This is a genomic window from Promicromonospora aerolata, from assembly GCF_042682255.1.
In the GTDB taxonomy this organism is placed as follows: domain Bacteria; phylum Actinomycetota; class Actinomycetes; order Actinomycetales; family Cellulomonadaceae; genus Promicromonospora; species Promicromonospora aerolata.
Genome location: NZ_JBHUHF010000001.1, coordinates 777,821 through 801,336, shown reverse-complemented (window position 1 = coordinate 801,336; position 23,516 = coordinate 777,821). Strand labels below are relative to the sequence as shown.

Genomic DNA, 23,516 nt, shown 5'->3' with positions numbered 1-23,516 from the left:
CCCGGGTGGTCGGTAGAACGTCAGGAGGTCGGCAGCCCGGGCTGCCGACCTCCTGACGTTCTACCGACCACGCCCCGCCTCCGAGCGAAGAGCAGCCGGTCAGTCCCCGCGCGCGGCCTACGCTGGCGGGCATGGCACCCGACCCCGACCTCGATCCCGACAGCGGCTTCGACGCCGTCGGGATCGACGACGACACCCGGCTGGTGTACCGGTACGTGCTCGCCCAGGGCACCGTCCGGGTGGACGACGTGGTCAAGGACGTCCCGCTCGAACGAACCGACGTCGGGGGCATGCTGGCGCGGCTGCGGGCCGCCGGCCTCATCAACCGCACCAGCGGCGGCGAGGGCGAGTACACGGCGGTGGACCCGCGCATCGCCCTGCGCGCGCTGACCGAACGCACCGAGACGCACCTCGACCGCGTCCGTGCGGCGATCCCGGACCTGGCCGACCTGTTCGAGCACACCGCGGACCGGGGCAGCTCCGGGGCCGGGGTGCACGTGATCGACGACCCGGCGCTCATCGGCGCCTGGTACACCCGCCTCGAGCACGAGGTGACCGGCGAGTTCATGGCGTTCGACCGGCCGCCCTACGTCCTGGCCGGTGAGAACCCCGTTGAGCCGCTCGTGCTGGAGCGCGGGGTGCTGTGGCGGGCCGTCTACGCGGCCGAGGTCCTGGAGCGGCCGGGCGCCTGGGCGGAGCTCCGGCACGCGGCCGCGGCGGGCGAACAGGCCAGGATCGCCAGGACCCTGCCCACCAAGCTCGCCATCGCGGACCGCCGGACGGCCCTGGTCAGCTCCACCCTCGACGCGCACCGCCCGACGGCGGTCGTCGTCGAGGGCGGACCCCTGGTCGACCTGCTGTGCACCGCCTTCGAGGCCGTGTGGGCGGACTCCGTCGAGGTCCCTGCCGCCGACAGCCTCGAGGGCACCGCTCCCCCGGACCGCGGGCCGGGCACGGGCGACCGGGCGCTGCTCGCCCTGCTCGGCTCGGGGGCGAAGGACGAGACGATCGCGCGCGAGCTCGGCCTGTCCGAGCGGACGCTCCGGCGGCGGAGCGCCGATCTGCTGCGCCGGCTGGGGGCGGCGAACCGCTTCCAGGCCGGCGCGCAGGCGGTCCGCCGCGGCTGGATCTGAAGCGAGGCCCCGATGCCGTGCCGGGCGGGTGAAATTCGGCCCTCCCACGTGACAACCGTGTAAACAGGTGCGGCCGGTACCGGCCAGTGGCCGCAACCGGCCAACCAGAGCATTGCCGAGGCGGTCCGGCGGAGGCTAAACACCCCTTATGCAACCTCTGTCCTCCCACCGCCGCTGGGGTGCGCTCATAACGAGTGCCCTCGTCTCGGCCTCCCTGATCCTGTCACCGGGCGCCGCCGTCGCCGCACCGGACTCCGACCCGGTACGGGTCATCATCGAGCTCAGCACGCCCACGGCGGCCGACGTCGTCGGCCCCGAGGAGGTCGCGGCCGCGCGCTCCGACCAGCCCTCGGCCCGCCGCGCGTTCACCGCCGACTACCGAGCAGCCGTCGCCTCCGTCGAGGAGGCCCAGGACGGAGTCACCTCCTGGGCGGTCCGCGAGGGCGTGCGGCTCGACGACACCGAGCCGGTCACCGGCCTGCTCGCCGGCCTCGTCGCGACGGTCGAGTCCGGCGACCTCGCCGAGCTGCGCTCCGCCCCCGGCGTCGCACGCGTCACGCCGGACGCGCCGGTGCACATCCTCGGCGAGGCCAACATCCCCGCCACCGGCGCCCCGCAGGTCTGGGAGCGCACCGACGCCGCCGGCGTACCCGTGCGGGGCGACGGCCGCACCGTGGCGGTCATCGACACGGGCGTCGACTACTCGCTGGCCGACCTCGGCGGCGGGTTCGGCCCCGGCCACCGGGTCGTGGACGGGTACGACTTCGTCAACGACGACGCCGACCCCATGGACGACCACATGCACGGCACCCATGTCGCGGGCATCGTCGGCGCGGGCGGTGACAACCTCACCGGTATGGCGCCCGAGGCCTCGCTCACCGCGTGGAAGGCGCTGGACGAGAACGGCGGCGGGACGACGTCCGACCTGCTGCTCGCGCTCGAGGCCGCCACGGACCCGCTGGGCGACGCCCCGGCCGACGTGGTCAACATGAGCCTGGGCGGGACGGGCGACGGCTCCGACCCGCTGGGACGCGCCGCCACCGCCGCCGTGCGGCAGGGCGTCGTGGTCGTGGCCGCCGCGGGCAACGAGGGGCCCACCGGGCAGAGGGTGAGCACGCCGGCCGCCGCCGAGGGCGTCATCGCCGTCGGCGCGAGCGTCACCGGGGTCGCCGACCCGACCCTGACGCTCGCCGGGGCCGAGCCGGGCGACGAGCCGCGCGCGCTGGACGTCGACCGCTTCCCGCTGTCGGCCAACCCGCCCGCCGAGGGCTTCACCGCGCGTCTCGTCGACGTCGGCGACGGCCTCGACGAGGAGGACTACGCGGAGGCCGGCGACGTCACCGGCGCCATCGTCGTCATGGACAGCTTCGTGGTCTCGCAGCTCGGCCAGGTCCAGGGCGGGCACCTCGTGCAGGCCCGGCTCGCCGAGGAGCACGGCGCGGTCGGCGCGCTGCTGTACAGCCCGAGCCCGACCGATCCGGTCGACGCCGCCGCACCGCAGAGCAGCGCGGGCGTGCTCGCCGACGGCGGCTTCGACCTGCGTCGCGAGAGCCTCGTCATGATGTCGGTCAGCTCGGCCGAGTACCAGGAGTTCAAGCGCGAGGTCGCCGCGGGGACCGCGAGCGCCACCGTGGGCTCGACCGACCGCACCGACACGATCGCCGGGTTCAGCTCGCGCGGCCCGAGCGACGCGATGACGCTCAAGCCGGAGATCGTCGCGCCCGGGTACGAGATCATGTCGAACGTGCCGGCGTCGTTCGGCGTGGAGGGTGACCAGTACCGCTTCTCAGGCACGTCGATGGCCGCTCCGCACGTCGCGGGGGCCGCCGCGCTGCTGGCCCAGGCGCGTCCCGAGCACACGGCCGCGCAGCTGCGGGCGTCGCTCATCGGGAGCGCGCAGGCGCTCGAGTCCGACGACGCACGCCTGTCGCCGTCGGAGCAGGGCGCCGGCAAGCTGGACGTCGCCGCGGCGGTGGACCAGCAGGTGACGGCGTCGCCCGATGCCGTGTCGCTGGGGCTGGCCGACATGGGCAGCGACCGGGCGAGCACGCGGACCGTCGTGCTGCACAACGCGGGCGACCGGGCGGTGACCGTCCGGCTGTCCGTCCAGGAGTCGGACGGCAGCACCGGCGAGGCGGTGCTGTCCGCCCGCCGGCTCCGGGTCCCCGCGGGCCGTGACGCCTCCGTCGAGCTCACGGTGACCCCTGCCGTGGGCGCGGCGGACACCGAGACGTCCGGCGTGGTCGTCGGCAAGGTCTCGGACGGCACCCGGGTCCGGGTGCCGTACGCCACGTACGTGCGGCCGCTGCAGGTCCAGGCGTCGCCGGCGCCCGCCGTCGGCCGGACCGAGGTCTTCGTGCACGCGGTGATGACCCCGGAGGCGACGCCGGTGGTGGTCGCGACGGCCCCGTCGGGCGAGCGGTACACCGCCGCACTGTCGGCCGTCGGCACGAGCCCTGGCTGGTACCGCGGCACGGTGCCGCTCGACGAGCAGGGCACCTACCACCTGCGGGCGAGGGCGACCATCACGGGCCGCACCGTGACCGGTGAGGCGGTGCTGCAGTCCGAGGGCGCCGAGCAGCCGGGCGCGTGGGAGCAGGTGGGCCTGTCGGGGGCGGCCCGCGCGCTCGCCGTCTCGCCGAACGCCCCGGGCACGGGCATGGCGATGGCCTCGACGGGCGTCCACCCGTTCGTGACCAGCGACCGGGGCGCCACCTGGGAGCGCGTGCGCAGCATGCCGGTCGCCGACGGCTGGGGCATCCCCGTGGCCGACACGACCGCTCCGGGCGCGTTCTACGTGGCGCTCAACGGCGCCGCGGGCAACGTCGTCCTCGACCCGACGTACCGCGGCCGGATCGTGCACACCCCGGACGCCGGCGCGACCTGGACGGTGCTGCCGTTCCCGGACGTGGCGGTCGAGGAGCTGGTCGCGCACGGTGACGCCCTGGCGGCGATCACGTCCGACGGCGTGTACGTGAGCCGGGACGGCGGCCAGGACTGGCGCACGGTCCCCGCCACGTGGGACGGCGGCGCGACCGGCGCGGTGTTCGCGGGCGACGACCTGCTGGTCACCACCTTCCAGGGCATCTACCGCGTGGCCGACGTCGTCGGCGGCGGCAGCGAGGTGACCCGCACCTACGCCGGCACCGACTACCGCACGCGCCCGCAGGGCGTCGCGGCGGACGGGGCCACCGCGGTCGCCGTGCTCGGCGACGGCATGTCCATGGTGTCGACGGACGGCGGTGCCACCTGGTCCGACGCGGCCGACACCGGGCAGAAGTACGTCACCGAGACCACGATGGTCGAGGGCGTCGCGTACGCGGCCGGGCTGTCCTCGTACAGCACGAGCACGGACGGTGGCGCCACCTGGACCGAGCACGCGCTGCCGGTCCGGGGTCCGCTGGCCACCGATGTCGACCACTGGCCGGGCACCTCGGCGACCAGCCTGGTCATGACCATGGAGAACGCCGGGTACTACGCCACGGACGACGGTGCGCACTGGGCCAGGACGGGCGTGTCCGGCACCGACGTGCGCGGGGTGCACGTCGGCACCGCAGGAGACGGTGAGCCGGTGCTGCGCGCCGTCGACGCGGAGGGTCTGCACGTGCGGCCGCTGGCCGACGTGGCGCCGGACGCCCAGGACTGGGGCGCGCTCCACCCGGGCGGGATCGGCTACGCGTTCAGCCACGTGACGCAGTCCACGGTGGGCGACGGCGACGTCTGGGCCGTCGGCGTCAACGGGTTCGGCGGGGCCAAGATCCGCACCGGGCCCGCCGGGGCCACCGACGCCGACCTGGAGCGCGTGGGCCCGTCCGGCGGGTTCACCCCCGGTGCCCTGGCGGTCTCGCCGCACGCGGACACGGCGGGTGACGGCGACACGGTGGTCGTCTCCTACGGCTCCCTGGTGGGCCGCGGGATCATGGTGTCCCGCGACGGGTTCGGCACCTGGCGCACCCACGACAACGGCCTGCGGGTCGCGCAGGCGGCGTTCGACCCGCAGGACGACGAGCGGCTGTGGCTCGCCACCTCGACGGGTCTCTACCGGTCCGACGATCTCGGGGCCACCCTCACCCGGCTCACCACAGCGGACACGCGGTCCGTCTGGGTCGATCCCGCGGACCCGGACCACGTGGTGGCCGGCGAGCGGCCGGGCATCCGGGTCAGCACGGACGGCGGCGAGTCCTTCCGGGCCGCCGAGGTGCCGGACTCCTACGCCTCGGTCGAGTCGGTCGTCGCGGCCGAAGTGCCCGACGGCCCGGCCGCCGGGCTGCGGCTCCTCGTCGCGGCGGGCGCACGGTGGCAGCCGAGCGGCCTCGTGGCGGGCGGCGCGGGTACGTTCGTCTCGGCCGACGGCGGTGCCACGTGGACGCCGGCGTCGGGCGGCCTGACGGCCATGTCGGTACGTTCCCTGGCCGTGAGCGCCGACGGCGCGTGGGTGTACGCGGGCACCGACGAGGGTGGTGTGCACCGCACCGCGACGCGTGAGCTCGTGCCCGCCGACGCGGTGCCGGCCGCCACGACCACGCGGGTCGAGGCGCCGGACACGGTGCGCCGCGGGGAGCGTCCGCGGGTCGAGGTTTCCGTGGCGGCGGACGGCGCGACCCCGACCGGGTCGGTGACCGTCACGGTCGCCCGCGGGGACGAGCCGCACCCGTACGAGCGGACGGTCCGGCTGCGCGACGGCCGTGCCGGGCTGCTGCTGCCCCCGCTCACCCGGCAGGGCACCTACACGGTGACCGCGGTCTACGAGGCGACCGAGGACTTCGCGGCCTCGGAGGCGACCACGCAGATCAAGGTCCGCTCCCGCTAGCTCCGGCAGGCTGCGCCGCAGCGCCGCGGGTGGTCGGTAGAACGTCAGGAGGTCGGCAGCTCGGGCTGCCGACCTCCTGACGTTCTACCGACCGCACCTGCTTGCCCCCGTGTGGGTTCTAGGCCGCAGGGCGGGGCAGGAGCACGTGCGCCAGGTCCGAGGGGTCCACCAGCGGGTCGTCGAGGTCGACGGTGACGCGCGAGTGCGCGATGAGCCGCGCCCGCCCGGTGATCGTCGAGTGCAGCGCCGCGTAGTCGCCCACCTGTGCGTCGTTGAGCACCGTGCCCACGAACCTGCTGCCCCGTGGCGAGATGGTCTCGAGCGACTGCCCCTCGCCGATCTCGCCCCGCCGGGCCATGAGCGCCAGGCGCGCCGAGGTGCCCGTCCCCGTCGGGCTGCGGCAGAGCACGCCCGGGTGGACGTAGGTCGCCGACGGCGACTCCAGCTGCCCGTCCGCCACCTTGCGCACCTCGCCCATGAAGTGCGCGAACGGCAGCGGGCCGACGTCGCCCAGCTCCGGGTGCTCCTGCCGCAGGCCGGGCCGGGCCGCGCGGACGAAGGCGTCGCCGAAGGCCGTCAGCGCGATCTGTTCCTCGGCGGTGATGCTGAAGCCGTGCCGGGACGCGTCGATCATGGCGTAGTACGCGCCGCTCCACACCAGGTCGAACTCGACGCGGCCGTAGTGGGGCACCTCCACGCTCAGGCCCTGGTCCGCCACGTAGGCCGGCTCGCCCTGCGTGGTGATCGACTCGACCCGTCCGGCCGTGACCCGCGCGGTGATCAGGGCCAGTCCCGCCGGCGACTCGAGCACCACGTTCTGCAGGCCCTCCTCCATCGGGATCGCCCCGCTCTGCAGCAGCGCCGTGGCGGTGCAGATGGTGTTGGAGCCCGAGTACAGCGGGTAGCCCATCGCCTCCATGATGATGTAGCCGGCCTGCGCCCCGGGACGGCTCGGCTCGACGATCAGGTCGATGGACATCGCCGGGTCGCCGTACGGCTCGGACAGCAGCAGCCGGCGCAGCCCGTCCCCCTCGTTCTGCAGGTACCGCGCCTTCTCGAGCACGGAAGCACCCGGCAGCGGCTCGACGCCGGCGATGACGATGCGGCTGACGTCCCCGCCGGACTGGGTGTCGATCAGTTCGAGCGTGCACTCACGATGCAGCATGCGGAGCCCCCACGGTGTCCCAGTGGCGGTCGGGGACGACCACCAGCTTGCCGATGTACGACTTGGCCATGAACGCGCTCTGCGCCTCGTGGAAGTCCGAGAGGCGGAACGTCCGGCCGAGCAGCGGCCGGATGGCCCCGTCCTCGATGTACCGCACCAGCCGCCGGAACGCGGTACGCGTCCCCTGCGACGAGCCGTGCAGCTCCAGCTGCTTGAGATACATGGTGCGCAGGTCCAGATCGACCACCGGCCCGCCGATGGCGCCGGCCGTGGTGTAGCGGCCCTCGGGCCGGAGGATGCGGAGCAGGTCGTTGAACATCGCGCCCGCCACCAGGTCGGCCACCACGTCGACCGGACCGTCCACCACCCGCTCGGCCGCGGCCACCAGATCCGGAACGTCCCGCAGGATGACGTCCTCGGCGCCGATCTGCCGCAGCGCGTCCTCCTTGCCCGCGCTCGTGACGGCGTACGGCACCGCGCCGCGCACCCGCGCCAGCTGGACGATCGCGGACCCGACACCGCCGGAGGCACCGGTCACCAGGACCCGCTCGCCCTCCGCGAGCCGGGCGCGGTCGAGCATCTGCTCCGCGGTCAGGTAGGCGCAGCAGAACGTCGCCAGCTCGGCGTCGCTGATCCCGGACGTGATCTCGTAGGCGTTCTCCGACGGCACCACGGTGTACTCCGCGTAGCCGCCGTCGCGCCCGTGGCCGATGTAGTCGATGTCCGCGAGGCTGTCGTCCCCCTCGGGACGGTTGTAGATGCTGAAGTCCACCATCACGCGCTGCCCGATCCGCTCCGTCGGCACACCCTCGCCCACGTTGACGATGCGGCCCACCGTGTCCGTGCCCTGGATGCGGGGGAACGTCAGCGTGGACCGGCCGCGCCGCCAGGTGGACACCTCCGCGGCGTCGGTCTCGCTGCCGTAGGCGCCCTCGCGCACCCACACGTCGGTGTTGTTCATGCCGCAGGCGTACACGTCGATCAGCACCTCGCCGGCGTCCGGCGTGGGTGTCGGCACGTCGTCCCGAAAGACCAGCTGGTCGAGACCGCCGTGGCCGACGAGCTGGACGGCCTTCATCGCCTCAGGGATCGCTGCCATTTTTTGAGTCTAGGGGCGCAGGTTCGGACGTCGCACCCGCACGCCCGGCGGCCGGTCCGCCGGGCCGGAGCCGGCTTCTCAACCGCTGCCCGGCGTGGTTGGCTTCGACCCGTGGAAATCATCGTGACCAGCGTGGTCGCCGTCGTCGGCACGCTCCTCGGCTCCCTGGCGACGCACTACTTCCAGCGGCGCAACCGGGCGGACGCCGAACGGTTCGAACGCAACGAGCGCCTGCGCCAGGAGCGGGTCAGCGCGTACACGACGTACGGCGGAGCGCTCGTCAGTCTGCGCCGGGCACAGATCGACCGCTGGTACGCGATCCACGAGCGGCGCGACAACGCCGACCCCGACGCGATCCGCTACGAGACCTACCGGTTCCGCACCGAGGCGCTCGAGGCGATGTTCCGCGTCCAGCTCGTCACCGAGTCCCGGGAGCTGATCACCGTGGCCCAGCAGGCGATCGACAGCGTCGACCGCGTGTCCGTGCGCACCCCCGCGGACGAGTTCAAGGAGGCGCGCGACGTGTCCCGGCAGGACATCTTCACGTTCGTGGAGGCGGCCCGGAAGCACGTCGAGGTGGCGTAACGCGGCTCCCCCAGTGCGCGAGGACAACCCGGCAGGACGGGGCGTCCTCGTCGGCCACCAGGAGCACCAGGTTGCCGACGTGGTCGCTGTACTGGACCAGCACGTTCACCCCGGCGTCGCCCAGCCGGCGCGCGAGGGTGCCCAGCTGTCCCGGTGTCTCCTGGTCCAGGCTCGCCACCTCGACGTCGCGCACCACCGCCGGGCCCAGCCCGGCCGCGGTGACGGCCCGCAGCGCGCGGGCGCCGTCGTGCACGAGGTAGTGGGCGACGGCCTGCCCGCCGTGGGTGAACACCCCGCCGCCCTCCAGACTCACGCCGGCCTCGCCGAGGGCCTGCCCCAGGTCGGCCAGCGCACCGGGGCGGTCGGGCAGGTGGACCTCGAGGTCGTACGCCGGGCGGACGTCGGAGGGGCGCGCTGGGCCGGCCGGACGGGCCGGGGTGGGACGAGTCATGGCTGGACGGTAGGTCGGGGACGGTTCGGCGGCCGCCGAAACGTCCCCGACCGGAGCCTCTCGACGACCGCCACGGCGTCGTCCAGCAGGCTGACCGGGCAGCCCCAGTAGTCGAAGATGCCGCCCCGCGCGGTGTTGCTGCCGCAGACGACGAACACCCCGGTGCCCAGCTCCTGCTTGAGGTGGGACGCGAGCCACCCGACGAACCCGCTGTTGTCCGCGGCGTGCGGAAAGTGGAACGAGAACAGCCCGAAGCGCTCGGGCTCGGCCGGCCCGCCGGCCTGCGCGTCGTCCCGCGCCGGGACGAGGCTGCTCCACACGTCCTCGTCGCGCACGACCGCCAGCACCTGCGGCGTGAGCACCGGCGGGTGCTCGGACTCCTCGAACCACCACGAGCCGTCGTGGACGACGAGCTCTGCCTCGGAGATGACCTGGACCAGCCGCTGCTCGATCTGCTCGGCGGTCTCGGAACTGATGCTCACCATGCCCGGGACCCTAGGCGGGCTGGTGCCCCTCGCGCCCGTTCTTTATCGCCTCCTCGGCGACCGTCGCCTCCAGCAGGTCGGCCAGGCCGCGCAGCCGCTGCGCCACCTGGTGCCCGAGCGGTGTCAGGGAGTACTCGACGCGGGGCGGGATGGTCGTGACGACGTCGCGCGTGACCATCCCGTCCCGCTCGAGGGCCTGCAGCGTCTGGGACAGCATCTTCTCGCTCACGCCCTCGACCCGGCGGCGCAGCGCGTTGAACCGGTAGCCGCCCTCCCCCAGCGCGAGCAGCGCGAGCGACGCCCACTTGGACGTGACGACCTCGAACGCGGCCCGCGAGGTGCAGCCGCGCGCGAAGACGTCGGCGATCAGCTCCTGCGGCGGGCCGACGGCGGGGCCGCCCTCCGGCGGGCCGTCGGGCTCGAGGTCGGTGATGCTCATGACACCAGGATACCGCCACACACTCGGAATGTGGTGTACTTTCGATTCGTTAGTGCTACCCGATAGCAACTACCTAGCCAATGGAGAGCGTCATGACCGTCTACGCCGTCACCGGAGCCACTGGCCGCCTCGGCCGCCTCGTCGTCGGGGAGCTCCTGGCCCGCGGTGTCCCCGCCACGGACCTCGTCGCCGTCGTGCGCACGCCCAGCAAGGCCGCCGACCTCGCGGCGCGCGGCGTGCAGGTCCGCGAGGGCGACTACTCCCGCCCCGAGACCCTGCCGTCGGCCCTGGCCGGCGTGCAGCGCCTGCTGCTGATCTCCGGCAGCGAGCCGGGCGGGCGGGTCGCCCAGCACACCGCCGTGATCGAGGCCGCGCAGGCAGCCGGCGTGGAGCGCATCACGTACACGAGCATCCTGAAGGCGGACGACACGAGCAACCCGCTCGCCGGCGAGCACCAGGCCACCGAGCAGGTGCTGAGCGCCTCCGGCATCCCCGTCACCCTGCTGCGCAACGGCTGGTACACCGAGAACTACACCGAGCAGCTGGCGCAGTACCTCGAGCAGGGCGAGATCGTCGGCGCCGCCGGCGACGGCAAGGTCTCGGCCGCCACCCGCGCCGACTTCGCGGCCGCGGCCGCCGCAGCACTCCTGGCGGACGACGAGGGCGACGTCGTGCACGAGCTCGGCGGGCAGGCGTTCACGTTCGGCGAGCTCGCCGCGACGATCAGCGACGTCACCGGCACCAAGGTGGCCTACCGCGACCTCTCCGTGGCGGACCACCAGGCCCAGCTGCAGGAGCACGGGCTCGACGCCGGCACCGCGGGCTTCGTCGCCGGTATCGACGCCTCGATCGCCGCGGGCGACCTGGAGACCGACAGCGACGACCTGGAGCGCCTCCTGGGCCGCCCCACCACGCCGCTGGCCGACGCGGTCCGCGCGGGCTGAGGTCGGTAGGCAGGTCGGATGACCATGCACCTGCTGCCGGATCAGACGTCGAACTGGCAGCAGGTGCATGGTCGTCCGGATGCCGCTCAGCCTGCGAGCGCCGCCGTCAGGTCGACCTCGACGAGCTGGCCCGGGAACCCGAGGGCCGCGACGCCCAGGAGGGTGCCTGCCGTGGTGAACGCCTGGGCGATCGGCCCGGCGTTCAGCCGGCGCCACACCGCCGCGAGCTCGGCGGTGTCGTCGCTCGCCACGTAGATGACGGAGCGGACGACGTCGCCCGGCGCAGCCCCGGCGACGGACAGTGCCGCCAGTGCGTTGACCGCCACCTGGTCGACCTGCGCCATGAGGTCGCCCGGCCCGACGACGGTCCCTGACCCGTCGAGCGGGCACTGGCCCGCGAGGTAGGCGGTCCGACCCGCCTCGGCGATCGTCACGTGGTGGTAGCCGGGCGTGGGGTGCAGCTCGTCGGACTGAATTCGGTTGATGCGCATGGCCGGAGTCTGGCAAGGGCCCGACCCGCTGCACGAGGCATTTCACCGAGGGTGCGATCATGGTCGGGGCGCTAGTGGAACAGCCCGTCCGTTTCGGCGAAGTGAGAGAGATGGCGAACCCGTTGACCCAGGACCCCGCACCCGACGTCCCGGACCCTCGGCCGGGGCGCGACCTGCGTTCCGACGCGCGCGACAACCGCGAGCGCATCCTGCAGGTGGCCCGCACGACGTTCGCGGCGGAGGGCCTCGGCGTCTCGATGCGCGAGGTGGCGCGGCGCGCCGGCGTCGGCCCCGCCACGCTGTACCGGCGCTTCCCGACCAAGGAGGCGCTGGTCACCGAGGCGTTCGGCGAGCAGATGGTGCGCTGCACCACGATCGTCCAGGACGGCCTCGCGGATCCAGACGCGTGGCGCGGGCTCCGCACGGTGATCGAGCAGGTGTGCGTCCTGCACGCCCTCGACCGGGGCTTCACCGCCGCGTTCGTCACGGCTTTCCCTCGGGCCGTCGACTTCACCGCGGAGCGCACCCGGGTCATGCGGTCGCTGGCCGAGCTGGTCCAGCGCGCCAAGGACGCCGGCGGTCTGCGTCGCGACGTCGTCCTCGACGACCTGATCCTGCTGATCATCGCCAACTCCGGCATCCGGGCAGCCTCGCGCGAGGCTGCCGCGGCCGCGTCGCGCCGGTTCGCGGCACTGGCGATCCAGTCGATCAGCGCCGGCCCGGCCGTCGGGCCGCTGCCGCCCGCCGTGCGGCTCCCGCTGCTGGCCGCCCTGCACTGAGCCGCGCACCCTTCATCGCCGCCGGCCGCTCATCGAGGCAGCCGGCGGCTTCGAGCAGCTGCTCGCGGCCAGCCAGGAGCGTTCCCGTGCGTTCATCCGCGCCCTCCGCTCGGGCCGCCGGCTCGCGGAGGACGCCCGTGCCGCGAGCCGGCTCGACGCGGTGACCGACCTCCTCGAGGCCTACGTCGACGCCGGGGAGCGCATGCTCCGCGATCGTGACTGATCGCCGGCCCGCCTCCGGAGCCCGAGAAGCGTGTCGACGAGCACGAACCCCGCGAGCGTCCACCCGACCAGCGGCAGCCACCAGCCGACGGCGACCGCCACCCCGAGCACGGCGGCGACGCCCCACCACGGCGTGCCCCGCAGCACACCGCGCTGCGGCGGGGTCCCGGCCAGGGGGCGCGGCTCCCGCGTCGGACGCCGCTTCCACCACATGAGGTAGCCCAGCACGACCATGCTCGCGATTCCGCTCGCGAGCAGGAACAGGACCAGCTGGTTGGGGAGGCCGAACAGCGAGCCCATGTGGGCGTCGATCCCCCAGCGCGCGAGCTTCGCCGCCAGCGGGAACTCGGCGAAGTCGACGCGGTGGACGACCTGCATCGTGTCGGGGTCGACCGCCACCGCGTCCACCTCCGTCGGGTAGCTGCGCTGGATCTCCTGCACCACCCAGGCGGTCCCCGGCTCCGTGGGCGGCGTGATCTCGACCAGACCGGTGTTGATGTTCACCGCCTGCGCGGTAGCGAGGACAGCGTCGAGCAGGGCGGGGTCCGCCGCGTGCCCGACGTCGCCGGTTCCACTGGTCTCGCCGGACTCGCCGTGGTGGGCGTGCTCCCCGCCGCCGTCGCCCGCCGCGGCGTCCTGCCCCCCGCCGGTGCCCGGCAGCTTCGCGTCCACCGCCGGGGTTCCCCAGTCGAACGTCGCGCGGAGCGTGTCCACGTTGCTGCCCGCGTACTGCGACCAGGTGATGCCCGTCGCGGAGAGGAACAGCGCCCCGAGCAGCACCCAGATGCCGACGGACGTGTGCCAGGTGAACAGGCGCCGGTACCCGGTGCGTCCACGGCCGGGGCGGAGAAAGTCCTTCTTGGTCCGAGACTTCCGGATACGCCGGACCCAGAGCCCGAGGCCCGCGACCACGACGATCCCGAGCCAGGAGGCGGCGAGCTCGCTGTAGAGGCGGCCGACGTCGCCCAGGTGCAGGTTGCGGTGCAGCTGGTCGAGCCAGGTGCGCAGCGGCAGGGCGCCGCTCGTGCCGTAGACGGTCAGGTCGCCGCGGACCTCTCCCGTGCCGGGGTCGACGAACACGGCGCGGGACTCGCTCTCGCCGAGCGCCGGGTCGTCGAACATGATCCGGGTGGTGTCCCCCGGTTCGGGCGCCGGCCGCACGGCCGACGGCGTCGCCCCCGCGTCGCCGATGTGGCTGCGGGCGATCTCGGTCTGCTCGGCCAGGGTCAGCTGCGTGTCGGTGGCCGGGACGTCCAGCTCCTGCCGGTAGACGCCCTGCTCGATCGCGGGCGTCAGGGCGTACAGCGCGCCGCTGACCGCGGCGACGAGGATGAACGGGCCGACGAGGAGGCCCGCGTAGAAGTGCAGGCGGAGCAGCAGGGCGCCGAGCCAGCGCTGACGCCCCTCTGGCCGGCCCGGTCCGGGTGGGCGGGGCTGGTCACGGTCGCTCTCGCGCGTGACTGAGACGGTGGTGGTCATGTGTGTCGCTTTCGGTCCTGAGGGCAGCACCGACGGCTCGCGCCAGGGCACGTCCAGGCAGGACGGCGGGCACGTGGAGCCGATGGGTGCTCGGGAAGTGTCAGATCGCAAGCACGGTCGGCGGCCCGCGCCGCCGCGACTCGGAGACCTCAGGACGAGCGGGAACGGAACCGGTGAACCAGTCGGGCGCCGACAGCCGCACGACGGGGAACGGGGCGACGGCGTCCGCCGGGGTGGCGAGACGCCGGCGCACCCAGTCGCGCAGGTGCCCGGCCAGCTCGCGCAGCCGGGACAGCACGCGCTCACCGCCGTACAGGGCGGCCACGGTCGCCACCGCCGCGCCGGCGTGCCAGCACCACATGGCCGGTTCCGCGCCGATCAGCGAGAAGGGCGCTCCCCCTCCGGACGGCGGGAGCGGGTGCGCACCGTGCATGCCGTGGCCCGACGGATGGCCCCCGGCGACCGCCGACGGCGCCGGGGCGCCCACGACGAACAGCGTGTGGAACAGGACCTGGCTGAGCGCGACGGACGCCGACGTCCGCCACAGCGACAGCCGGCGGGCCGCGAGCGGCGTGCACAGCGTGAGCGACAGCACCCACGGCACGACGACCCCGAGCCAGCCCGGCATCGCGCCGCCGCCCAGCAGGTGCGACAGCAACGCGGCCGCCGTCGCCGCCGACGCCGCGACGGCACCCCGCACGTCGCGGGGCGGTCGGAGCCGGCGGGTCAGGGGCACGCCGACATTCTGGTGCACGAGAGGCCTGCCCGCCCAGGGCCCACCACGATGAGGTCGGTGCCCGTCGGCGGAGGTCCGGCTGTGCGCTCCGGCCGCGGGCTCCTCAGTGGCTGCTCGGTGGCTGCTCGGTGGCTGCTCGGGCATAGGTTGCGATTCGCGCGCCGAACCGCAACCTGCACATCCATGCGGCCACCAGCCGAAAGTTACGAGTCCAAACCGGGTCGGATACACGAGTTCCTTGCGACTCGACACCGCCGCCAACCAGCAACCTGCGGCTCGACACCCCCAGCCACCCACGAGACACGAAGGCTGCGGTTCGGCACCCCCCGGGTGCATACGGACCCACGCCGGCGGTTCGATGTCGTCACCCCCGCAGCCCCGGGCCAGCGGCAGCGACCAGAACCGACCCGCCGGACCGCGCAGCTAACCGAGCGCCCCACGCACCTCGCGGACGATCCGCGCCATCGCCTCCTCGGCGGCCGCGCCGTCACCGCGGGCGACGGCGAGCGCCACCGCCTCGTGCGCGTCCAGGGCCTCGGGCTCGGGGTGGGCCGGCATCAGGCCGAGGTGGGTGCGCCCGGAGATGACCACGGCCACGACGTCGGCGAGAGCGCTGAACAGCTCGTTGCCGCCGGACCGCATGAGCAGCTCGTGCATCCGGATGTCCAGGTCGAGGAACTCCTCGCCGTCGCCGTGGCCGGCCTCACCGAGCTCGCGCAGCCGGCGTGCGGTCGCGACCAGCTCGTCGCGGACGGCGGCCGAGGCGCCGCGCGCGGCGCATGCGGCGGCCAGCGGCTCGACCGCCTGGCGCAGCTCAGTCAGGGAGCGCAGCTGGGAGGCGCGGCCCGGCCCGTCCAGCCGCCACGCGATGACGCGGGGGTCGAGCACGTTCCAGGCGTCGTGCGGCAGCACGACGATGCCCACGCGCGGACCCGAACGGACCAGGCCGAGCCCTTCGAGCAGGCGCATCGCCTCGCGCGCGACGGTGCGAGAGACCCCGAACTCCGCCCCGATCCCGTCCAGGGTCAGCGTCGCTCCGGCGGGCAGCTCCCCACCGGTGATGCGACGGCCCAGGGCATCGAGGACTGGGCTGTGCAGCACGGGAGGCATCGCCCCAGGATAGGTCGGCCCCTCGTCGACGCCGGCACGGGCACCATTGGTGACATGAATCACGCGTCAATGGTGTCACCAATGAGTGAGGATGGAGGGATGGACACAGACGTCACCGAGACAGAGATGTTCTCGACCCAGACAACCAACGGGACACCCGGCGGCGGTGCGGACCGTGCACCCCGGGCGATCGTCGTCATGGGCGTAGCCGGTTCGGGCAAGACGACGGTCGCGGCGCTCCTGGCCGGCCGGCTCGGCGCGTCGTTCGCGGAGGGGGACGACTTCCACTCGCCCGCGAACGTCGCCAAGATGGCCGCCGGCCGTCCGCTCGACGACGACGACCGCTGGCCGTGGCTGCGCGGCATCCGGGACTGGTTCGCCAAGGAGCTCTCCGAGGGTCGCAGCGCGGTGGTGCCGTGCAGTGCGCTCCGCCGCGGCTACCGCGAGCTGCTGGAGACCGCCGGAGACGTGCGGTTCGTGCACCTCACCGGTTCCCACGACCTGCTACGGGCTCGTATCCAGGGGCGTGCCGGGCACTTCATGAAGCCCGAGATGCTCGACAGCCAGCTCGCTGCGCTGGAGCCGCTGCAGGACGACGAGGCCGGGTTCGCCGTCGACATCACCCCGCGGCCGGACCAGATCGTCGACGACATCCTGCGCCTGCTCGACCGGCCCGACGCCCCGCCCGCCGCCGGGTCCGACCCGGAACCCACCACCGTGCCCACCACCGAGTCCGAGGACCGCTGATGCTCCACTCCAGCCTGCTCGCCCAGGGCGCCGCCGCGGCGGCGCTGCCCCAGGTCGCCGACGCCGCCCCGGCCGCCTCGACACCCCAGCTCGTCATCGCGGCCGTAGCCGGTATCGCCGTCATCATCGCGCTCATCGTCTGGCTCAAGGTGCACCCGTTCCTGGCCCTCGTGCTCGGGTCCGGCGTGCTCGCGCTGGTCGCCGGCATCGGCCTCACCGACACGTTCACCAGCTTCTCGGCGGGCCTCGGGTCCACCGTCGCGGGCGTGGGTGTGCTCATCGCGCTGGGCGCGATCATCGGCAAGCTGCTCATCGACTCGGGCGGCGCCGACCGCATCGTCGACACGATCCTCGACCGGACCCCGGCCGCACGGCTGCCGTGGGCCATGGCGCTGATCGCGTTCGTGGTCGGCATCCCCCTGTTCTTCGAGGTGGGCGTCGTGCTGCTCATCCCGGTCGTGATGATCGTGGCCCGCCGGCTGCACGCGAACCCCGTGCTGGTCGGCATCCCGGCGCTGGCCGGACTGTCCGCCCTGCACGGCCTGGTGCCGCCCCACCCCGGCCCCCTGCTCGCCATCGAGGCCCTCGGCGCCGACCTCGGCCTCACGCTCGGCCTCGGACTGCTCGTCGCGGTACCGACCGTGATCGTCGCCGGACCGCTGCTCGCGATCCCGCTCACCCGCTGGGTGCAGCTGGCGCCGCCCGTCAGCATCCTGGGCACGGCCGACGGCGGGGCGCCCGCCGTCCGTACCGACGACGCGGGCCAGGCTGGTCCGCCGACCACGAACACGACCACCAGCACCGGCACCAGCACCACCGCGACCGCGACGGCCACCGCCACGCCCGCCACCGAACCGCGCACGCCGACCTTCGGCATGTCGGTGCTCGTCGTGCTGCTGCCCGTGCTGCTCATGCTGGCGCGGTCCGTCGTGGAGATCGCCGGCGCCACGGAGACCGGCTACGGGACCGTGCTGGAGTTCCTCGGCGAGCCGCTCGTCGCGCTGCTGCTCACCGCGCTGTTCGCCCTGTTCGCCTTCGGCACCGCCGTCGGCCGCACCCGGCAGCAGCTCGGTGACCTGGTCGGCTCGTCGTTCGCACCCATCGCCGGGATCCTGCTCATCGTCGGTGCGGGTGGCGGCTTCAAGCAGACGCTCGTGGACTCGGGAGTCGGCGAGGTCATCGCCTCCGGGATCGCCGGCGCCGGGATCACCCCGCTCCTGGCGGGGTGGATGGTGGCGGCCCTCATCCGGATCGCCACCGGCTCCGCGACCGTCGCGACCATCACCGCCGCCGGCATCATGGCGCCCCTGGCCACCGGCCTGGAGCCGACGCACGCGGCGCTGCTCGTGCTCGCCATCGGCGCCGGCTCCGTCTTCCTCTCCCACGTGAACGACGCCGGGTTCTGGCTCGTCAAGGAGTACTTCGGCATGACGGTGGGCCAGACCTTCAAGACCTGGACCCTCATGGAGTCGGTGCTCTCGGTGGTCGCGCTGCTGGTGGTGCTGCTCCTCGGGGCGGTCGTCTAGCGCCGGCCACCGTGGCGGGGGCTCCGCGTGCTGGGTCGGCGACGGCCCCACCGAGCCCCCGTCAGCCGGCGGTCTCCAGGAGACGCCGGATCGCCGCGTGCGCGGGCGGGCCCCACGACTGCTTGCCGCCGGGACGCCCCGTGGTTCCGGCCTCGCCGATGAGGATGCCGCTCAGCGCGGCCAGCAGCGCCCAGCCGCGGGCACGCCGGAGCGTCGCGGGATCCGGTCCGGACGTGGCGTCGGGGCCGCCCGTGCCGGGCCGGTACGCGGCGTAGAAGGTCTCCGTGGCACCGTCGGGCAGCAGCGCCCAGACGGCGGCCAGGTCGGTGGCCGGGTCTCCCGCGCACAGGTCGCCGAAGTCGATGACGCCGCAGAAGGTGCCGTCAGCGGTGAGGATGTTGGCCGCGTGCAGGTCGCCGTGGAGCCAGAGGGGCGGTCCGGCCCAGTCGGGCGCGGCCACCGCGTCGTCCCAGACGGCGCGCACCGTGGCGGGGTCGGCGACGAGCCGCAGGTCGACGGCGGCGGCCAGCCGTTCGGTGAACTCCTCCGCACGCTCACGCAGTGGCCCGCCGCGGCTCCGGCCTGCTGGTGCGCCCTCCGGCGCCGGCCGGTGCAGGGCCGACAGGAAGGCGCCCAGAGCCTCTGCCGCCTCGACCGCCCGGGTCGCGGGAGCATGGTCCGCCGGTGTGCCGGGCACCCAGGTGGTGACGATCCAGGAGCGTGGGAACAGCTCGGCCGGTTCGCCCAGCCGCTGCGGTACCGGGACGGGCAGCGGGAGCCGCTGCGCGAGACCCGGCACCCAGGCGTGCTCCTTGCGCAGCAGCACGTCCGCGGACTCTGTGGCCCACGGCAGCCGTACGGCAAGGTCGTCGCCCAGCCGCCACAGCTGGTTGTCCCACCCCTTCGCGCCGAGGCGCACCGGGCGGTCCGCCAGGTCCGGGTGCTGCTCGCGCAGCAGGTCCCGGACCAGGTCCGCCGTGATCGTGACGTTGCCGTGGCTCATACGAAGCAACGGTACGTTCCGAATCGGCCGTCGGAGACCGATCGTGCGCGCCGGCCAGGAGTCGCGCGCCGCGCGCACCGCCTTCGCGAGCACGGTGTGCGGCGCCAGCATGTCGAAGCCGTGGAACCCACCTGGCCATACGTGCGGATCGGCCCGGCCGCCCCACCTGCCACAGCGCTGTGGCGTACGCGACATCCGCGTCGCGGCAGACCTCCGCGCTGCCGGCCGGCCGCGGGCCGAGCGTGCCGGGACCTGGTCCCGACACGCTCGGCCGGCGGTCGTCTCGTCAGCCGCAGGCCACCTCCGGGAAGGCGTGCTCCGTGGTGACACCGGCCGCCGTCACCGTGACGGATCCGGCCTCCAGCGTCGTCGAGCGCGCCGGGAACGTCTGCCGCCAGGTGTCGCCGGGCGCCAGGTCCTCGGTGGACCGGGTGCCGAGCGCTCCGTCGACCCGGACGTCGACCGGCTCGTCCGCGACGTTCGTCGTGCCGACCGCGAGGAAGGCGCGCGGCCCGCGGCAGACGGCCTCCGCCGTCACCCCGGTCCGGAGCGGTGCCGCCAGCGGCGACACGGTGATCCGGTCGACGATCGGTGCCCAGCGCGACCGCAGCGGGAAGTCGGGCCAGACGTCCGACGCGTAGGTGGTGCCGTCGAAGTTCGGCGCCTCCTGCGAGCCGAGGGTAATCGTGTTCTCGCCCTCCTCCAGGTCGAGCACCACCGTCTTCTCCCAGAAGCTGTTCTCGTGGAACGAGTGCGGGAAGAGCACCGGGGCCGACGCGCCGCCGTTCACCGAGATGTCCGCCCGCCGGGCGATCGGGTCCGGGTTGTAGTGCGACGCCGGTGACTGCTCCGGGTTCGAGTACCGCAGCACGACGGCGTGCGGACCGGCCTGGCCGGCGTCGACCCGGAACGTGAGGGTGTTGCCGTTGCCGGGCTCTCCCCCGACGTCCGTCACGGCCTTGCCGCCCTCGGCGAGGGAGTAGTCCGAGACCGTCACGGAACCGGCGAGCTCGGCGTCCTCGGCCTGGTACTCCGTCGCCGCGAGCGCCCCGGCACCCGGGGAGGTCGTCAGCCGGTCGACGACGACACCGCCGGCGCCGCCGGTGACGACCACCTTGTTCACGCCTCCGGTCAGGTGTGCGGAGACCTCCTGCTCGAGGGGGCCCTGCGCGAGGTCGAGCACGTCGCGGCCGTTCACCGCGAGCGTGCCGCTGCCGTCGCCGAGCAGGTCGACGCCGAGCGTCGCCTCGGCGTCCTGCTCCCCGTAGACCCAGAACGTGGCGGTCTCGCCCTCGGCCAGCTCGACGCCGCCGGCGCCGGAGACCGTCGAGGCCTCGACCCCGTCGGGCGCCTCGTACCGCGCCTGTCCGCCGTCCAGGGTCGCGAGCTCCGCCTCGTACACGGAGGTCGTGGCGTCCGGGCCCGGCAGTGCGAGCGTGATCCGGTCGACGATCGCGTCACCCTGCGTGGCGCCGCTGCCGTCGAGGCTCCGTGCCGCGAGCGAGATGGTGTGCGTGCCCGCCGTGAGGTCTACCTCTGTGTCGGCGTGGTCCCAGACCACCCACTTGTAGCCGAGCGGCAGGTGCAGCTCCTGCTCCGCCGCGCCGTCGACCCGGACGAACACGTTGGTCGGGCCCTGCTCCGCCACGGCGGCGAAGGTGTTCTGGCTGTTGGCGAAGACCGACAGGTCGTAGGTACCGTCCTGCGGCACCGTGACCTCGAAGTCCAGGACGAGGTCGGAGCCGGTGCGCAGGCCGCCGACGTCGTACCCGCCCGAGGTGTAGAACTTGCCCACGTCGGCGGGCGAGCCCTCGGGGCCGTTCAGGCTGTAGCCGGAGCCGGTGTGCGTGGCGTCCTCCGCCTCGTAGCTGCCCGCCCAGGCCGTCGGGGCCGTGCTGGTGCTCTCGCCGACGCCGGCGGGCGTCACGACGATCTCGTACGCCGAGGACTCCCGCAGCAGCGGCAGCGCCTCGCCGTCGAACTCGACGGCGACCTTGCCGTCGGTCACCGGTGCCTTGAACTCGGCGAGGTGCCGCGGCTGGGCGGAGTCGCCGAGCTGTCCGGTCCAGGGGATCTCGCGCACGGTGACGCGCACGTCGTCGCCGAACACGGCCTCGGGGACGTTCACGAGCTCGACCGGTGCCGCGCCGTCGGTCCCGCCGACGATGGTGCGCGCCATCGCGCGCTCCTCGTCCAGGGTGGCGACGCCCTGCAGCGTGTAGTTCTCGCCGGGGAACGGCGGCGTCACCTCGACGGTGTGCCCGCTCATCTGGGCGTACGCGTTGAACAGCCACCACTGCCCGTTGCCGCGGTCCGACTGGACGGCGGAATCGGAGAGGTTGCCGTCGATGTTCCAGTACGCGATGTCGGCGTCGACCTTGGAGTCCTCGATGGCCGAGATCCACTGGATCATCTGGCCGGGCACCGACGTGTGGTAGTTGAACGCGTACTCGTTGATGTTGATCGGCAGCTCGGTGCCCGCGAGCTCGGTGCCCGCGAAGACCTCGGCCTCCCAGTCACGGTAGGTCGCCACGGACTCGCGGATCTTCTCGGGGTGGGACAGCTCGTGCCACGTCATGACGTCCGGGACGGTCCCGGCCTCGACCGTGTGCTCGAGGAAGCCCTTGACCTGGCCGTAGAGGACGCTGGTGTTCGGCCCGGCGACGCGCGCTCCCGGCATCCGGTCCTTGATGAGCGTGTTGACCCGGTCCCAGGCGGCGAAGTAGTCGTCTCCGTCGTCGAGCCACGACGTGCCGTCATAGCTCCACTGGCCCGTGCCGAACATGTTGCCCTCCGGCTCGTTGAACGGGACGAAGACGACGTTGTCCTGGTACTCGGCAGGCATCTCCAGCACCTGGTCGACCTGCGTCGCGATCTTGTCGACGAAACCGTCGAGCTTCTCCTCAGGTGTGTCGCCCGGCCACTGGTACGGGAAGCCGCGGTGGATGTCGGTCATGTAGATGTAGACGTCGCCGTCGGTGGCGTCGGCGAGCGGCCGCACCACCTCGAGCGCGTCGGCGCCCGGGTGCTGGGGCCCGTCCTGCGCCTTGGTCGACACGGTCCGGATCCCCATGCCCTCGATGAGGTTGTCGCTCGGCAGCCCGTCTCCGTAGAGCCCGTACAGGGTGCCGGACGCCCCGCCGTGGAACGGCCCGGTCCCCGCGCCGAGGTCGACCCGCAGCTCGCCCCGGTGCACCGTGACGACGGCGGTCACCGCCGTGCCCGCCGCGTCACCCGTGACTGTGAACTCGCCCGGCTGCGCGTACTGCGCCGGGTCGACCTCGTCCCAGACCACCGGGACAGCGCGGTCGTAGTCGTCGGTGTAAGAGGCTCGCACCGCCTCGGGCAGCTCCGGCGCGCTCGCGACCGTGGTGCGCACCTCGAAGGTGTCCTTGGTCAGCTCCACCAGGTCCGGGGTCTCCCCCACGAGCTGCGCCACCTGGTCCTGCGTCAGCGCGGAGCGGTAGACCTGGAAGTCGTCGACGGCGCCGTCGAGGAGCGGGTCCGGGTAGAACGACCGGCCGATGTAGCCGGCGGACTGCGCGGCGTCCGTGAGGAGGTCCCCGGCGGCCACGGCGGACCGCGCCGAGCCGACGGCCACGCCGTCGAGGTAGGTGGTGAGCTGGTCGGCCGCCGCGTCGAGCGTGACCGTGAGCGTCACCCAGTCACCGGCGCGCAGCGGGTCGTAGCCGCTGACCTGCGCCTCGCCACCCCCGCCGTTCGTCGTCAGGGCGGTACGCAGGCGCCCGTCACCGTTCGACGGCGTGGCGAACAGGTAGCGCGTGGAGTCGGTGCCGAGGTCGAAGACCCGCTGCCACGCACCGCCGGCCCCGTCCCAGCGGACGCGCGCCGACACGGTGAGATCCGTGGCGCCCTCCAGGGCGGCACGCGGGATCGTCACGTACCCGCCGTCCGCGCCGCCTGGCAGGTCGAGCGCCGTGCCACCGCCCTCGGCGTCGACCAGGCCGGTGGCGCCGGAGATCGCCCCGTCCAGCCCGTTCCCGGAGGCATCGGGCACGACGTCGCCCGCGACGTCGTCCATCGTGTAGTGCAGGTCGGGCGCGGGTAGCTCCTGCGCCGTGACCGGCGCCGCGAGCGCCGCGCCGGCCGTGCCGCCGGCGAGCGCCAGCGTCGCGAGGGCCGCGACCGCTGTGCGCAGGGATCTGCGCCGGGCAGGACCGCGCGTGGCGGCTCCGCTACTGCTTGAAGGTGTCGTGCTCATCGTTGAGTGCCTTCCTCGTAGGGTTTCGAGCTGTGATGGGGGCTGGTGGGTGTAGCGGCCGGCCGGCTTCCGACCTGGCGGCGGCCGACC

18 protein-coding genes are annotated in these 23,516 nt (G+C 73.7%); 7 read left to right on the top strand and 11 right to left on the bottom strand.

Annotation, left to right across the window (positions count from 1 at the left end):
* Positions 1-131 precede the first annotated feature (131 nt).
* Together ACFSL2_RS03550 and ACFSL2_RS03545 are read left to right on the top strand one after the other, a co-directional pair.
* Positions 132-1,133 carry a helix-turn-helix transcriptional regulator gene (locus tag ACFSL2_RS03550; protein WP_377196516.1) on the top strand — a complete coding sequence of 334 codons (1,002 nt, stop codon included), beginning with the start codon at positions 132-134 and terminating at the stop codon, positions 1,131-1,133.
* Positions 1,134-1,281: 148 nt separating this feature from the next.
* Positions 1,282-5,943, top strand: a complete 4,662-nt coding sequence (locus ACFSL2_RS03545; RefSeq protein WP_377196515.1) for a S8 family serine peptidase — start codon at positions 1,282-1,284, stop codon at positions 5,941-5,943.
* A 118-nt stretch (positions 5,944-6,061) separates the two neighbouring features.
* On the opposite strand, the gene ACFSL2_RS03540 is transcribed toward ACFSL2_RS03545, so the two are convergent.
* A complete protein-coding gene (locus tag ACFSL2_RS03540) occupies positions 6,062-7,108 on the bottom strand; it encodes a proline racemase family protein (RefSeq protein ID WP_377196514.1) in 1,047 nt (348 codons plus the stop codon).
* Positions 7,095-8,207: an alcohol dehydrogenase family protein gene (locus ACFSL2_RS03535; RefSeq protein WP_377196513.1), complete on the bottom strand. Its 1,113-nt coding sequence runs from the start codon at positions 8,205-8,207 to the stop codon at positions 7,095-7,097. Before ACFSL2_RS03535 ends, ACFSL2_RS03540 begins: the two co-directional genes overlap by 14 nt.
* Positions 8,208-8,318: 111 nt before the next feature.
* Between ACFSL2_RS03535 and ACFSL2_RS03530 the strand changes: the two genes are divergently transcribed.
* Positions 8,319-8,792, top strand: a complete 474-nt coding sequence (locus ACFSL2_RS03530) for a hypothetical protein (RefSeq protein ID WP_377196512.1) — start codon at positions 8,319-8,321, stop codon at positions 8,790-8,792.
* Here the strand turns inward: ACFSL2_RS03530 and ACFSL2_RS03525 are convergent.
* The 3 genes from ACFSL2_RS03525 to ACFSL2_RS03515 are packed head-to-tail and all read right to left on the bottom strand — an operon-like array spanning position 8,749 to position 10,167.
* Positions 8,749-9,243: an ACT domain-containing protein gene (locus ACFSL2_RS03525; protein WP_377196511.1), complete on the bottom strand. Its 495-nt coding sequence runs from the start codon at positions 9,241-9,243 to the stop codon at positions 8,749-8,751. The genes ACFSL2_RS03530 and ACFSL2_RS03525 overlap by 44 nt on opposite strands.
* Positions 9,240-9,728 carry a DUF6196 family protein gene (locus tag ACFSL2_RS03520; RefSeq protein WP_377196510.1) on the bottom strand — a complete coding sequence of 163 codons (489 nt, stop codon included), beginning with the start codon at positions 9,726-9,728 and terminating at the stop codon, positions 9,240-9,242. Before ACFSL2_RS03520 ends, ACFSL2_RS03525 begins: the two co-directional genes overlap by 4 nt.
* Before the next feature lie 10 nt (positions 9,729-9,738).
* Positions 9,739-10,167 carry a winged helix-turn-helix transcriptional regulator gene (locus ACFSL2_RS03515; RefSeq protein ID WP_377196509.1) on the bottom strand — a complete coding sequence of 143 codons (429 nt, stop codon included), beginning with the start codon at positions 10,165-10,167 and terminating at the stop codon, positions 9,739-9,741.
* A gap of 92 nt (positions 10,168-10,259) precedes the next feature.
* Here ACFSL2_RS03515 and ACFSL2_RS03510 point away from each other — a divergent pair, with 92 nt between their 5' ends.
* Positions 10,260-11,111 (top strand): SDR family oxidoreductase, encoded by an 852-nt coding sequence (locus tag ACFSL2_RS03510; protein ID WP_377196508.1) that lies wholly within the window; start codon positions 10,260-10,262, stop codon positions 11,109-11,111.
* Between the two features lie 86 nt (positions 11,112-11,197).
* On the opposite strand, the gene ACFSL2_RS03505 is transcribed toward ACFSL2_RS03510, so the two are convergent.
* Positions 11,198-11,602 (bottom strand): RidA family protein, encoded by a 405-nt coding sequence (locus tag ACFSL2_RS03505; RefSeq protein ID WP_377196507.1) that lies wholly within the window; start codon positions 11,600-11,602, stop codon positions 11,198-11,200.
* A 110-nt stretch (positions 11,603-11,712) separates the two neighbouring features.
* Between ACFSL2_RS03505 and ACFSL2_RS03500 the strand changes: the two genes are divergently transcribed.
* The gene (locus ACFSL2_RS03500; RefSeq protein WP_377196506.1) at positions 11,713-12,381 is read left to right on the top strand and encodes a TetR/AcrR family transcriptional regulator; all 669 of its coding nucleotides are present in this window, start codon (positions 11,713-11,715) and stop codon (positions 12,379-12,381) included.
* A gap of 180 nt (positions 12,382-12,561) precedes the next feature.
* Here the strand turns inward: ACFSL2_RS03500 and ACFSL2_RS03495 are convergent, their stop codons facing one another.
* The 3 genes from ACFSL2_RS03495 to ACFSL2_RS03485 all read right to left on the bottom strand — a co-directional run bounded on the left by ACFSL2_RS03495 (position 12,562) and on the right by ACFSL2_RS03485 (position 15,928).
* Positions 12,562-14,082, bottom strand: a complete 1,521-nt coding sequence (locus ACFSL2_RS03495; RefSeq protein ID WP_377196505.1) for a PepSY-associated TM helix domain-containing protein — start codon at positions 14,080-14,082, stop codon at positions 12,562-12,564.
* Positions 14,083-14,182: 100 nt separating this feature from the next.
* Positions 14,183-14,818 (bottom strand): hypothetical protein, encoded by a 636-nt coding sequence (locus tag ACFSL2_RS03490; RefSeq protein WP_377196504.1) that lies wholly within the window; start codon positions 14,816-14,818, stop codon positions 14,183-14,185.
* A 423-nt stretch (positions 14,819-15,241) separates the two neighbouring features.
* Complete coding sequence (locus ACFSL2_RS03485) at positions 15,242-15,928, bottom strand: FadR/GntR family transcriptional regulator (protein ID WP_377196503.1); 687 nt, start codon at positions 15,926-15,928, stop codon at positions 15,242-15,244.
* 99 nt (positions 15,929-16,027) lie between these two features.
* Here ACFSL2_RS03485 and ACFSL2_RS03480 point away from each other — a divergent pair, with 99 nt between their 5' ends.
* Together ACFSL2_RS03480 and ACFSL2_RS03475 are read left to right on the top strand one after the other, a co-directional pair.
* On the top strand, positions 16,028-16,675 hold the full coding sequence (locus ACFSL2_RS03480) for a gluconokinase (RefSeq protein ID WP_377196502.1): 648 nt from the start codon (positions 16,028-16,030) through the stop codon (positions 16,673-16,675).
* A complete protein-coding gene (locus tag ACFSL2_RS03475; protein WP_377196501.1) occupies positions 16,675-18,201 on the top strand; it encodes a GntT/GntP/DsdX family permease in 1,527 nt (508 codons plus the stop codon). Before ACFSL2_RS03480 ends, ACFSL2_RS03475 begins: the two co-directional genes overlap by 1 nt.
* 61 nt (positions 18,202-18,262) lie before the next feature.
* On the opposite strand, the gene ACFSL2_RS03470 is transcribed toward ACFSL2_RS03475, so the two are convergent.
* Both ACFSL2_RS03470 and ACFSL2_RS03465 read right to left on the bottom strand, forming a co-directional pair.
* Positions 18,263-19,204: an aminoglycoside phosphotransferase family protein gene (locus ACFSL2_RS03470; protein WP_377196500.1), complete on the bottom strand. Its 942-nt coding sequence runs from the start codon at positions 19,202-19,204 to the stop codon at positions 18,263-18,265.
* A gap of 286 nt (positions 19,205-19,490) precedes the next feature.
* On the bottom strand, positions 19,491-23,426 hold the full coding sequence (locus tag ACFSL2_RS03465; protein WP_377196499.1) for a LamG-like jellyroll fold domain-containing protein: 3,936 nt from the start codon (positions 23,424-23,426) through the stop codon (positions 19,491-19,493).
* Positions 23,427-23,516 lie beyond the last annotated feature (90 nt).